At 39.2% G+C, this 12576-nt stretch carries 11 protein-coding genes; 5 read left to right on the top strand and 6 right to left on the bottom strand.

Annotation, left to right across the window (positions count from 1 at the left end; genetic code table 11):
* The first annotated feature begins 44 nt into the window (after nucleotides 1-44).
* Nucleotides 45-713 (top strand): epoxyqueuosine reductase QueH, encoded by a 669-nt coding sequence (locus FTU06_RS01800; protein ID WP_180144538.1) that lies wholly within the window; start codon nucleotides 45-47, stop codon nucleotides 711-713.
* 97 nt (nucleotides 714-810) lie between these two features.
* Here FTU06_RS01800 and FTU06_RS01795 read toward each other — a convergent pair whose 3' ends face one another.
* From FTU06_RS01795 to FTU06_RS01785, 3 genes are read right to left on the bottom strand one after another with little or no spacing between them, the layout of a single operon-like run.
* Nucleotides 811-1833: an ABC transporter substrate-binding protein gene (locus FTU06_RS01795; protein ID WP_180144535.1), complete on the bottom strand. Its 1023-nt coding sequence runs from the start codon at nucleotides 1831-1833 to the stop codon at nucleotides 811-813.
* Nucleotides 1830-2027 (bottom strand): hypothetical protein, encoded by a 198-nt coding sequence (locus tag FTU06_RS01790; RefSeq protein WP_180144532.1) that lies wholly within the window; start codon nucleotides 2025-2027, stop codon nucleotides 1830-1832. Before FTU06_RS01790 ends, FTU06_RS01795 begins: the two co-directional genes overlap by 4 nt.
* Before the next feature lie 11 nt (nucleotides 2028-2038).
* Entirely contained in the window at nucleotides 2039-2479 is a 441-nt protein-coding gene (locus tag FTU06_RS01785) for a CopG family ribbon-helix-helix protein (RefSeq protein ID WP_078190923.1), read from the bottom strand.
* A 447-nt stretch (nucleotides 2480-2926) separates the two neighbouring features.
* Here FTU06_RS01785 and FTU06_RS01780 point away from each other — a divergent pair, with 447 nt between their 5' ends.
* The 4 genes from FTU06_RS01780 to FTU06_RS17045 all read left to right on the top strand — a co-directional run bounded on the left by FTU06_RS01780 (nucleotide 2927) and on the right by FTU06_RS17045 (nucleotide 8159).
* Nucleotides 2927-4009, top strand: coding sequence for a putative zinc-binding metallopeptidase (locus tag FTU06_RS01780; protein WP_180144529.1), 1083 nt, complete (start codon nucleotides 2927-2929; stop codon nucleotides 4007-4009).
* A gap of 190 nt (nucleotides 4010-4199) precedes the next feature.
* Nucleotides 4200-6164 carry a triacylglycerol lipase gene (locus FTU06_RS01775; RefSeq protein ID WP_180144526.1) on the top strand — a complete coding sequence of 655 codons (1965 nt, stop codon included), beginning with the start codon at nucleotides 4200-4202 and terminating at the stop codon, nucleotides 6162-6164.
* A 232-nt stretch (nucleotides 6165-6396) separates the two neighbouring features.
* A complete protein-coding gene (locus FTU06_RS17050) occupies nucleotides 6397-7266 on the top strand; it encodes an AAA family ATPase (RefSeq protein WP_373684681.1) in 870 nt (289 codons plus the stop codon).
* A gap of 2 nt (nucleotides 7267-7268) precedes the next feature.
* The gene (locus tag FTU06_RS17045) at nucleotides 7269-8159 is read left to right on the top strand and encodes a hypothetical protein (RefSeq protein ID WP_373684680.1); all 891 of its coding nucleotides are present in this window, start codon (nucleotides 7269-7271) and stop codon (nucleotides 8157-8159) included.
* Nucleotides 8160-8189: 30 nt separating this feature from the next.
* Here the strand turns inward: FTU06_RS17045 and FTU06_RS01765 are convergent, their stop codons facing one another.
* The 3 genes from FTU06_RS01765 to uca all read right to left on the bottom strand — a co-directional run bounded on the left by FTU06_RS01765 (nucleotide 8190) and on the right by uca (nucleotide 12575).
* The gene (locus FTU06_RS01765; RefSeq protein WP_078190926.1) at nucleotides 8190-8492 is read right to left on the bottom strand and encodes a helix-turn-helix domain-containing protein; all 303 of its coding nucleotides are present in this window, start codon (nucleotides 8490-8492) and stop codon (nucleotides 8190-8192) included.
* Between the two features lies 1 nt (nucleotide 8493).
* A complete protein-coding gene (locus FTU06_RS01760; protein ID WP_180144525.1) occupies nucleotides 8494-8841 on the bottom strand; it encodes a type II toxin-antitoxin system RelE/ParE family toxin in 348 nt (115 codons plus the stop codon).
* Nucleotides 8842-8969: 128 nt separating this feature from the next.
* Nucleotides 8970-12575, bottom strand: coding sequence for an urea carboxylase (uca, locus tag FTU06_RS01755; protein ID WP_180144523.1), 3606 nt, complete (start codon nucleotides 12573-12575; stop codon nucleotides 8970-8972).
* Between the last annotated feature and the right edge of the window lies 1 nt (nucleotide 12576).

Below are 12576 nucleotides of genomic sequence, written 5' to 3'. Positions count from 1 at the left end.
CATGAATCGCTAAAATATAAAGTTTATATTTATAGCTTATGATTATGTCTAACAAACTTGACCGTCAGAAACTGACGCTCCCAACAGGTCATGACAAGCTTTTATTGCATTCTTGCTGTGCGCCCTGTTCTGGCGAAGTCATGGAAACTTTAATTGAATCTGGTATTGATTTTTCGATCTTTTTTTACAATCCAAATATTCATCCAGTCAAAGAATATGAAATCCGTAAAGAGGAAAATATCCGCTTTGCAGAAAAACACAATATTCCGTTTATCGACTGTGATTACGACACAGACAACTGGTTTGAACGTGCCAAAGTCATGGAAAATGAGCCTGAAAAGGGTATCCGCTGTACCATGTGTTTTGATATGCGCTTTGAACGTACAGCATTATATGCGGCAGAACATGGCTTTAGCTTAATCAGCAGTTCACTGGGAATTTCACGCTGGAAAAATATGCAGCAGATTAATGACTGCGGGCATCGTTCGGCTTCACATTATGACGGAATTACCTATTGGGACTATAACTGGCGTAAAAATGGCGGCGCTGTGCGTATGCTGGAAATCAGTAAAAAAGAAGAATTTTATCAGCAGGAATACTGCGGCTGTGTCTATTCACTGCGCGATACCAACCGCTGGCGCATGAGCCAAGGCCGTGACCGAATCAAATTAGGGGTGAAGTTTTATTCCAATGCGATGGATGAAGAAGCTTAAGTTCTACTCTTCGTTATTTTTCACTGATATTAATTTGATGTTGTTAAGCCCTGAAGTATTTACACCATTCAGGGCTTTTTTTTAGCTATATTTCAACTTATTTCAGTTCTTCAACCAAAGCTGGATATATTGATCCATCCACATCCATTTCAGTTTTATAAATGCCATTGCCAACATTAAATTTATTCACGTGGTAACTAGAACCATAAATCGAGTCAAAACCAGTTCCTTTTTTAAAGACTTGTTTATTGGTAGCTAAATCCAGTAAATGTGTCCCTCCAATAAACTGTTCATATTGTGCAGGATCAACGCCAACACGGGTCGACATGATTTTCACTGCATCGGCATGCGTTGCAGGGTCGTTGATGTATTTAACCGTTTTATCCCAAACTTGAATGATTTTTTTCCATTCTTCTTTGTTGGCAGATAAATGCGTCATGTTGACGGTTAATGTGTCGTAAATCAGACCGGGTTTATCTTTCGATGTATAAATGATTTTAGAACCTGCTACCGCTTTCAAAGCTTGATTTGCGACCGGTTGCCACACGGCAATCGCTGCAATATCAGGACTTGCAAATACTTGTGGCAGCTCATTGGTCATGGTGTTGACCAACTTCACTTCAGAAGCTTGAATTTTTGCATCATCCAAAGCCGTCGCTAAAAGCAAATGATCAACCAAGCCTTTTTCAGTTGCGACACTTTTTCCTTTTAAATCGGCAAGGCTATTGACGCCATCTTTCGCGATGATGACATCATTACCCGCAGAATAGTCCGTCGCCATAATCATGACGCCTTTTGTGCCTCCAGAACCCGTAACTAAGTTGTCGCCGTTGGTGACCAAAACAGCATCCAACTGATTTGCTGCAAATGCAGATAGTGAGGCTGAATAATCAAACCATTTAAAGTCTACATTGACACCGGCTTCTTTCAACCAGCCTTTTTCAATAGCAACTTGCCAAGCGACAAAACCAGGCCAGTCGCTATATCCGATCGTGATGGCTTTTGTATTGACTGTGCCTTCTGCTTGCGCGTTTGGTTCAGGTGTTTTGGCCGTATTGTCACAGCCACCTAGTAAGATAGCGGTCACAACGGATGCAGATAAGCAGGCTTTTTTGATCATAGTGCGATTTCTCCGATGGCATTACAGTTAAATTTGGTATTGGTGTTCAAAAACGATGATGTATTCGGATTGCTGACAGATTGAGCATGGTGTTTTGTACGATTTGGTCTATGGTTGGCTGCATTAGTATGTGCTTGCTGTTGGTCTGTCACTTGGTCTTTAAACTGACCTTGTGATCGATATAATTGGCCCATTTTAAAACTCCTTAATTCTTTGCATTTTGCGGAATTGGCGGCATCACAGCGTCCATCAACTCCAAATGTCCTTTAATCACACCCTTAAGTGCTGAAAAATGCTGACTGATAACTTTGAGCTCTGAACTGACGCCTTGCAGAATCATGACTTCTAAAATTTTGTGGTCATCGAGTTGAATATGCAGCGAGCTCACTACTTGTTCTAAAAACTGCTGCTGTAAATCTAAAAGCTGAATACGTAGCGCCGTACTACTTGCGTCATAAAGTAAGGTAAATGTGCCAACCATCACTTCGTTGCGCTGCTCCTGATCGGCAATCAGATGCTTATTGATCATGTCTACAATGGCCTGAGAACGGCTTTCATAATGCTGATCGACAATTTTTTGATCCAAAGCATCGACTGTTTTTTCAGGCACTGTAATACTGATACGCGCCAGCTTTTGTTTAGGCACTGTTTTTCCTTATTTTTTTTGCTGAATATAGAAACCCGCGCGGGCGCTCAGTAGCTCAATAAAAAACTGCTTTAATTGATGCAGAAATGTTGCTGATTGATGGCGGTTCATATGCATCTCCTGTTTGAGTAATACAAAATATTTATTTCGTAATATCGATAGAAATGCAGAAACTGTGCCAAGTGAGGAATATGAAAAATGGTCGATTTTTTGGGCTTTTAACTTTCATTTAGATTTTATTGTTCATAAATTGTGCAATAAATGCACTCCTACCGCCCCATTTGCACTATTGCTGCGATGTATCTTTTGATGAAGGACTATTTTTTAATAGCGTTGTTCTTAAGCAAGAGCATTGACCGACCAGCAACAAACTCGAAGTGCAATTTATTTCATCAACATTGAACATCATTTATACTGATTGATCATTCTATTCATCACTCAACGCCTATGAAATATTTCAGCTGCGCGGTATGTTCTAACCAAATCTTTTTTGCCAATTCACACTGTGTCAATTGTCAGACTGCGCTGGGTTATATTGCCTCTGAAAAGCAAATGGGCTGTTTTGAAAAGCACAGCAGTACGTTATGGCTTGCGTTAAATCCTGAAATAAAGGGAAAACGCTTTAAACCTTGTCATAATTATCAGCATCATCAGGTATGTAATTGGATGGTACCTGCCGACAGTGAAGAAATTTATTGTGAATCTTGCCTACTGACGCATACCATTCCCAACTTAGATAACCCAGACCATATTGTGTACTGGGCACGATTGGAACATGCCAAACGGCGTTTTTTATATTTAATGCAGCAACTGAATACCATGCCGCGTCCTAAACGCAGTCAAGATGACCGTTTTGGCCTGCGTTTTGACTTTCTCATGCCAACAGAAAATACACCGGTTATGACCGGTCATGCCAATGGCATTATTACCTTGAATGCCAGTGAAGCAGATGTGATTTACCGCGAAACAACGCGTATAAAAATGGGTGAAAACTACCGTACACTTCTAGGTCATTTTAGACATGAAAGCGGTCATTATTATTTTGATTTGATCAAACATTTACACCCTGAACTGATTGAGGAATTTCAAGAACTGTTTGGTGATGAACGACAAGATTATAGTGAAGCTTTGAAACGTCATTATAATGACGGTGCTCCGCAAAATTGGGCGGATTACTATGTTAGTTCCTATGCCAGTACACATCCTTGGGAAGATTGGGCGGAAACATGGGCGCATTATTTGCACATGATGGACACTCTTGAAACCGCCTACTATGCAGGATTAGTGGTCAAAACCAATAAGTCAGATTTGAATAATTTAGAACTGAAAGAGAACCCGATTGGCGCTCAGGATTTTGACCTATTGCTGCAACACTGGATGACCTTGACCTTTAATTTAAATGCGTTGAACCGCAGCATGGGCTTAGATGATGCTTATCCATTTACGTTGTCGAATCCGGTATTGGATAAACTTAGATTCATTCATCATAAATTGCTCAATATGACCTTAAAAAATCAGCAGCACAATTAGATTAAATTTAACACGTGACAGTGTTTGAATCTCAAATCAACTTTTCGGTATCACAGCATTCGAACATTAGCTTAGTTTGAAAGGATACATACGTAGTAATTTTCTAGGATTGAGCGCTGTAACACCTGCCCTATTTTTACTATTTTATAAAGGTTAAAATAACAAAAAATAGATGCCTGTGACCTTTCCAATGATGCCTTTCACGCATTTACCCGCTCGTTTTATGTGTATCATCAGCCTGAGTTTGCTTAGTGGATGCCAATTGGTCAAATTACAAGAAAATCAACTCAGTGCGTCACTAAATAATAAAACAGATAGCATATTAACCCATCAGAAGCTCAGTACATTTAGCCATCAAATCCTGTTAATGGTGAATGAAAGCGACCAATCTTGTTTAAATGCGCTTGAAAGCTGTATTCACAAAATGCGTAATAATGAAACTTTAGATATTGCTCAAGTCTATGCAGCAGCAAGTGAGCTGTACATAGCACGTGCTTTAAGCGCCGAACAAAATCCACAATGCAAAAAAAGCTTAAAACAACACAGCGGAAAATTAGCTTCAAGCAAAATTAAAATGTGTATGGATCAGCAGCTTGCAGACTTTGATTTCAGTCTGCGTTACAGCTATGTCTATCTATTTAAATCCGCTCAAGCCCCTGAAGAGCGCTTATTTGATTTGCGTCAGGGACAAGTCCGTACCTTTTATAATGTGGCTTTATCACGTCTGATAACCTCATCATTCACCCGTTTTGACTATCAGAAAATGCCTGAAAGTTTAATGTTGGGATCATCGCTTTATCATTTTAACTATGAACATTATCCTGAAATCAAAAATGCGGACATTGATAAATTACTGTCGAGCTATAATTTTAATTTTTCAGGCTTAAAAACTATTAACCGTCAGGAAGGCATAGGCTCTGAATTTGTCTTAGTCAAAAAAGCCACGGATCTGTCTGCTGCGCAGCCTTTTATATTAGATCCTGAACAATATTATTCAAATAAACCCAACCCCAATATCCATACAGCACGCTATTTATCTGTCAGTGCAATCGCAGAGCCTGCCAAGACTAATAGCAGCATTAGTGAAATTTTGTCACCGCAATCAGAGTTTAAGGTTGAATTATTTAATCCCTATCAATTTAAAAAGGCAAAAATTGAATCTCAGTCCTACACGCTAACGGCCAATTATTCTGTGCCTTATGGACTTTGGTTAGCCGAAAATAAATTAGGACAATCTGGCTATTGGACACTTCTGAATAAGGAAGAACATTTGCGCATGCCACATGTGTTTATGTTAGAGCCATATCAACCCAATAAAAAAATTATTGTTATGGTTCATGGCCTTGCCAGCAGTCCTGAAACTTGGATCGGCCTGACCAATAACATTATGGGTGATCAAAAACTACGTGATCATTACCAAGTTTGGCAAGTGTTTTACTCAACCAATATGCCAATATTTGAGAGTCGTTTTCAAATCAATGCTTTACTCAAACAGGCATTTGCAACTGTTCAGCCCAATACGCCTTCGGCTCAGGATGCTGTCATTATCGGACATAGTATGGGCGGCATCATCAGTCGTTTATTGGTTAGCGATGCAGATATTTCCGCTCAAGCTATTCCACTCATGAACTATGAACAAAACACTCAGTTACAACGTCATCCAATTATCCGCGATCGTTTTGTCTTTAAAGCCTTGAAGCCATTTAGCCGTGCAGTTTTCATTGCCGCACCGCATCATGGTACTGACTATGCAGACCGCTGGTTTACCAATTTGGCGAAAAAAATCGTGGTATTGCCTTTAAGTTTTTTAAATGATGTCAATGTTGAAATTCCGAATGCAAAAAATTCAACTATGGGCCTGATTAAGTCTGGACCTGCAGATTTAAGTCAACAATCACGTTTTATGCTGTTGACTGCTGACATCATGCCAAATAAAGATATTCCTTATCATTCTATTATGGGAAATCAGACGCAAAGTACTGAACCGAGCAAAATGTCGGATGGCATTGTTCCCTATACAAGTTCTCATTTAGATGGTGCGGTGTCTGAAAAAATATTCAATGGTGGACATTCCATCCATGAGTCTGCAGATACCATTTTAGAATTGCGACGCATTTTGAGAGTGCATATGGACAATGAAGCGTTGAATCAATAACGATAAAATTGCTTTATGTATTTATAAATTATCTTTTAAAAGCAGTGTTTTATTGCTAAATTAGCTCCTATATTTGGGGGCTATATGACAGAAAAATTATATTATTGGGCAGAAAATTTAGAAGGCTATAATTCCGATATTGACAACGATTTTCCTTATTCAATTGAGATAAAAAGGCTCAATTTTTTTTATTGGTAAAAACAATGCCGGTAAAAGCCGTTTCTTAAGAAACTTGTTCATAAATAGTACACATACGATACCAGACTTTTCTTTTCCTAATTTATCTAATTATTTTACTGAATTAAAATCCATCATTGAATCAAGTCAAGGTACTATTTGGCTTGGGGCGATGAGCTCAGGCGAAAATCGAACTACACTATTTAAATTGATAAATGATGCCATAGACTGTCCTATTTTTCCTAGAAATAGATATAAAGAGAATTATCAGCGTACAATAGATCAATTAAGTAAAGTGAGAATTGAATATACACAAGAATTTACATATAAAGTTTCTGAAATTCAGAAATATGTTAATGATTTTGAAAATAATATAGTTTATGAAAAATCAAAATCTTATATCCCTATCCTACGCGGTATGCGTCCTGTCACAGAACAAGAGAATACACAGCCTTATATTAAACGAGCCCAAAAAGATTATTTTTCAGATACGAATAAATTTAACTCTAATAATATTATTACTGGTGAATGCTTATACAATGAACTTAAAATTCATCTTTTAGGTGAACCTGAACAACGTGAACTAATTAAAGATTATGAAGAAAAATTAAGTCAATATTTTTTTGATAATGAGACTGTTTCACTTATCCCTAAGCATGATCAAGATGTTGTAAATATTAAAATTGGTAACGATCAACAATTCCCTATTTCACAGTTGGGTGATGGCTTACAACAAGCGATAATCTTAACTTATGAAGCTTATATAAAAAGTAAAGACAAAGAAGGCAAACCAGAAACGCATGCCTTTTTCATAGAAGAACCAGAACTGCACATGCATGCAGGTATGGTTCGTCAATTGATGAACTTTTATCTTAATGAAACACCGCATTATTATTTTTTACTACTCACTCCAACCATTTACTAGATATGGCAGATGAATCTGACCAAGTCATGATTCAAAAGTTCGTAAAGCAACCTAAAGAAGAAGATCCTACGAAATTTGATTTTAAAATTTACCGTTGTGACAGAGATCGAGACTTACTTGCTTCATTAGGCGTACGTCCATCTTCTGTCTATTTAGCAAATTGCACCATTTGGGTAGAGGGCATTACAGATCGGCTTTATATCACTAAATATATGGAAAAATATTTAGCTGAACTAGAGTCAGCTGATATGGAGCTTTATAAAAAATACCGTAGATTTATGCCGAACTATCACTATACGTTTGTGGAATATGCAGGCAGCAATTTATCTCATTGGTCTTTTGATGATGATTATCCTAAAACACGGGAAGAAAGAATCGAATTTTTAAAGCAAGACCGTGGTCAAAGTGCAACTGCTGTTGCAAGTGACATGCTATTAATTGCTGATGGGGACATACAAAAAAATTCTGAAAAAATTAAGTTATTAAGAAAGGAATTAAATAAAGAAAATTTAATTATTTTGGACTGTAAAGAAACTGAAAATACTTTACCTAAAGATTCAATTCTTCGAGTTGCAAAAGCAAAGTTTCCTCGACTTCAAAATGTAAAACAGAGTTATGATATTTCTTTAATAGACGGTATTACAGAAGATAATTATTTCGATAATAACCTATACGGCATTGGTCGATTGCTTGATGAAAAAATCAAAAAATCTACCTCACCTACAAAGTCAGCTTTTGCAGATGGCCCTGGCGTAGGTACAATTAAAGATAAATTAAAATTCTGCCGAGAGATTATTAAAGATTTTGATGCAAACTCTGATTGGAAATTAACGCCTAAAGCTAGAGAATTATGTAAGAAAATTTTTAAGCATATCGAAAATTGTAATTCTTGAAAATAGACCGCTTAAGCGGTCTTTTTTTAATTAAACATTAAATCCAATATGCTTACCTGTAGGTAATTCGACATCAATACGAAGTTTTCCCCCCATTGCTTCTACATATTTTTTCATGGTTGATATTTTTAAATCATTACCACGGTTTTCGATTGCAGAAAGCGAAGGCTGTTTAATCCCTAAAGTTTCTGCTAATTCTTTTTGAGAAATTTCCAACTCTTCACGAATCATGTGAAGATGCTGTTCAAGCATCAGTTCTTCTGCCATTTGCTGAATACGAGCTTGGCTTTCAGCAGAGCGAGCTGCCAATAACTCTTGTAAACTTTTTGCCATGTTAGGAATCTCCTAAACTCTTTAAATGCAAAGTGTATTGCTCATCTGCAATTGCCAGCATTTCTGTATAAAAACGCTTTTTACCGCTTTTATCACCAATGCATAACACAATCGCTTGTCTTAATGGATCAAAAGCAAAGAAAGCTCGAATTGGTTTGCCACGGTGTTGCACACGAAGTTCTTTCATATTGGGATATTTAGAATCATATACAGTGTCCACCAAAGGTCGACCTAAGCTTGGTCCTTGTGATTGCAACACAACTAAAGCTGCCAAGACCTTTTCTTGTGTCGAATCGTCTTGCTGAGCAAGCCATTCATTAAATACATCTGTGGTCAATACTGTCCACATAGCACAACCAAAATATAGACTATAAGCTATATCATAATTTAATCGAGTAAACACTGCAAATAAAAAACCGCCCTCACGGACGGTCTTAAAATTGCCTCCTTTTTTAAAGGAGGGTTAGTGAGGATTTTTTATGCCACAGGCGACAACGTAAACAAAACTTGCCCTGTTTTCACTGTTTGCCCTTTTTCAATGGTAATTTCAGAAACCTTCATCCGCTCAGGCGCAATAATTGGAATCTCAATCTTCATCGCTTCAATCACCGCAAGCGTTGCACCTTCTTCAACAATATCACCTGACTTGCATTCAATTTTCCAAATACTTCCCGACATGTGTGATTCCACAGCACAACCACCTTCTGGAATTTGAACATCACTATCATCAGTTACAGCATCTAAGCTTTCAGAAACATACTCTGCAAGCCCAGCTTCATGCCAACGACGACGTTCTTCATCAAAATTGGCTTGTTGGACGGATTTAAATGCTGAGATTGATTCTGCATTTTCAGTCAAGAAGTTATTGTATTCTTTTAGGTTTAAAACACCTTCTTCCACACGTAATTTTAAACGTCCTGCTTTAAAGTCCTCACGCATTTGCATAAGCTCGGACTCAGAGACTTCATAAAACTTAATTTGGTCAAAGAAGCGTAATAACCACGGCATACCTTGCTCAAAGTCAGGGTTTTTACGGTAACGAGACCACATTTGCGTAGTACGACCGACGAACTGATAGCCACCCGGACCTTCCATACCGTACACGCACATATACGCACCGCCAATACCGACAGCATTTTCAGGCGTCCATGTCCGTGCAGGGTTGTATTTCGTTGTCACTAAACGCTGGCGAGGATCAAGTGGTGTTGCCACAGGTGCACCTAAATACACATCGCCCAAACCCATGACCAAATAACTCGCGTCATAAACCACATCTTTGACCGCTTGTTTGTCTTTTAAACCATTAATACGACGGATAAACTCAATATTGTCAGGACACCATGGCGCATCTGGACGTACGGTTTGCATATAGCGCTCTGTTGCTAGCTGGGTTTGTGAATCCTCCCAAGCAAGTGGTAAATACACAGTCCGTGACGGTACTTGCATTTGGGTCACATCAGGCAGTTCAGCTTCAGCGACTTGTAATAAACGCAGTAAATCAATTTGATCAAGCTTGATCGAATCAAAATGGATTTGTAGCGAACGAATCCCCGGTGTCAGGTCAATAATCCCTGTGATATTTTGCTTTTGAACCCATTGCATGAGTGCATGAATACGGAAACGTAAGTTTAAATCTAAAACCAATTCACCATATTCCACCAACATGTAGTTGTTGCCCGCAGGACGATACACCACATCCGGCAAGCCATTCTGACCTTTTAAAGTATCAAACACCGCATTTTTTAAGGTGAAAAGTTCAGGATAAAATGACTCATCAAATGCCACAACCTGCGTATCATTTGCTTCTAATTGTGCATGATATTTTTCATTTAAAAGTTTCGCTTGATGATAACTCACAGGTATAAATCTGACTTTGTCTCCTGCTTTCAATTGACCGAGTTTCCAAAGTTCAGAATTAATCACCACTGCAGGACAAACAAAGCCTCCTAAACTTGGACCATCTGGACCGAGAATAATCGGCATATCGCCCGTGAAATCAATCGCACCAATCGCGTATGCATTGTCATGAATATTTGATGGATGCAAACCGGCTTCACCGCCATCCTCACGTGCCCATTCAGGTTTTGGACCAATCAAACGAATACCTGTACGGCTTGAGTTAAAGTGAATCTCAAAAGTATTGGCAAAGAAGGTATCAATGTCTTTTTTAGTAAAGAAGTCTGGTGCACCATGCGGGCCGTACATCACCGCAATTTCCCATTCATGGCTAAACGTTGGCACTTGTTCAGGGGCAAGCGTTTTCACTTCATCAGAGCTAAATCCCGTGATTGGTAACATATCACCAATCAGTAAGTTACGCCCTGCATGACCACCAAACTGACCCAAGGTGAAGGTTGCTTGTGAGCCGAGATATTCAGGTACATTTAAACCGCCTTTAATACCAATATAGGTACGGCAACCTGTCGCAATTTTGCCACATTTGAGCACCTGACCTTTACGCACATTCACGTTCTGCCACATCGGAACTTGAGCGCCATCTAGTGTTGATGGCATATCGCCCCCGGCAAGCACGATTTGGCTGTCACAATGGAATTTTAAAGTCGGACCTTGTAGCGTACATTCTAAGCCTGCAGTGTTATAGGCATTACCAAGTAACTGGTTTGCGACATTCAGTGATAGTGGATCAATGGCACCTGATGGTGGCACACCGACATCCCAGTACCCCAAACGACCTGTCACATCTTGCACAGAAGTTTGAATGCCTGATTGCAACACTTCAATTTTTTGAGTTTTCCACTCGAATGTATTTAAGAAACGTGTGGTTTGCGTACCGGCTTTAAATACATCGCAGTCGATAATATTTTGTAGATATTCAAGATTGGTTTCGATGCCTGCAACCGATGTTTTGGCAAGTGTTTCGGTCATGGCTTGAATTGCTGAATCGCGGTCATCTGCCGTGACAATGATTTTGGCAATCATCGGGTCATAGAATGACGATACATTTGAACCCGTTTCCACCCACGTTTCATTACGCGCATTGGCATCAAATTCAACGTGCGTTAAAAGCCCTGCACTAGGTTGGAAGTTTTTGATTGGGTCTTCGGCATATAAACGCACTTGAATCGAATGACCTTTCGATTCAAGTTGTTCTGTTGGTGTAATCCAATCACCACTGCCTAAAGTCACCATCCATTCCACAAGATCGACACCAAACACTTGCTCTGTCACGCCATGTTCAACTTGCAGACGGGTATTCACTTCTAAGAAATAGAATTCCTGTGTGTCGGTATCCATCACAAACTCAACTGTACCTGCCGAACGGTAATTTACCGACTGCATCAGCCCAATCGCAATCGATTGAATATAAGCACGTTGCTCATCATTGATATGTGGTGCTGGGGTTTCTTCCACAACTTTTTGATTACGGCGCTGTACCGAACAATCGCGCTCGCCAAGTGCCAAGACTAAGCCTTTGCCATCACCAAAAATTTGCACTTCGATATGACGTGCATTTTGTACAAATTTCTCAAGGTACAAACCCGCATCTTTAAAGTTGGCTTGGGCAAGATATGAAACCGTAGAATAAGCATCTTTCAACTCTTCTTCATTCCACACCAAACGCATACCAATACCGCCACCGCCTGCGGTACTTTTCAGCATCACAGGATAACCAATACGTTTAGCTTCCGTTAAGGCTTCGGCTTCATCTGCCAAAAGCTGACTGCCCGGAAGAAGTGGTACATTGGCTTGAATTGCAAGTTCACGTGCAATATGTTTTAAGCCAAATGATTTCATTTGTGCCGAATTTGGCCCTAAAAATACAATGCCTTGCGCTTCACACAGATCACAAAATTCTGCATTTTCAGACAAGAAGCCATAGCCGGGATGAATCGCTTCTGCACCTGTTTGCTTTGCAACTTCTAAAATTTTATCGACATTTAAATAGCTTTGGCTGGCAGGACTATCACCAATAAATACCGCTTCATCAGCTAAGGTCACATGCAAAGAATCACGATCTGCTTCTGAATACACTGCAACGGACTGAATGCCTAATTTTTTCAGTGTACGGATCACACGGCAAGCGATTGCACCACGGTTGGCAATGAGGACTTTATTGAACATG

The sequence above is a fragment of the Acinetobacter sp. YH12052 genome (genome assembly GCF_013419835.1).
Taxonomy (GTDB): Bacteria; Pseudomonadota; Gammaproteobacteria; order Pseudomonadales; family Moraxellaceae; genus Acinetobacter; species Acinetobacter amyesii.
This window is presented reverse-complemented; position numbering and strand designations above follow the sequence as displayed.

Bases quoted from the DNA above. Each gene is read 5' to 3' on its own strand.
- FTU06_RS01800 (WP_180144538.1), top strand. From the start codon at position 45: ATGTCTAACAAACTTGACCGTCAGAAACTGACGCTCCCAACAGGTCAT.
- FTU06_RS01795 (WP_180144535.1), bottom strand. From the start codon at position 1,833: ATGATCAAAAAAGCCTGCTTATCTGCATCCGTTGTGACCGCTATCTTA.
- FTU06_RS01790 (WP_180144532.1), bottom strand. From the start codon at position 2,027: ATGGGCCAATTATATCGATCACAAGGTCAGTTTAAAGACCAAGTGACA.
- FTU06_RS01780 (WP_180144529.1), top strand. From the start codon at position 2,927: ATGAAATATTTCAGCTGCGCGGTATGTTCTAACCAAATCTTTTTTGCC.
- FTU06_RS01775 (WP_180144526.1), top strand. From the start codon at position 4,200: ATGATGCCTTTCACGCATTTACCCGCTCGTTTTATGTGTATCATCAGC.
- FTU06_RS17045 (WP_373684680.1), top strand. From the start codon at position 7,269: ATGGCAGATGAATCTGACCAAGTCATGATTCAAAAGTTCGTAAAGCAA.
- FTU06_RS01765 (WP_078190926.1), bottom strand. From the start codon at position 8,492: ATGGCAAAAAGTTTACAAGAGTTATTGGCAGCTCGCTCTGCTGAAAGC.
- FTU06_RS01760 (WP_180144525.1), bottom strand. From the start codon at position 8,841: ATGTGGACAGTATTGACCACAGATGTATTTAATGAATGGCTTGCTCAG.
- uca (WP_180144523.1), bottom strand. From the start codon at position 12,575: ATGTTCAATAAAGTCCTCATTGCCAACCGTGGTGCAATCGCTTGCCGT.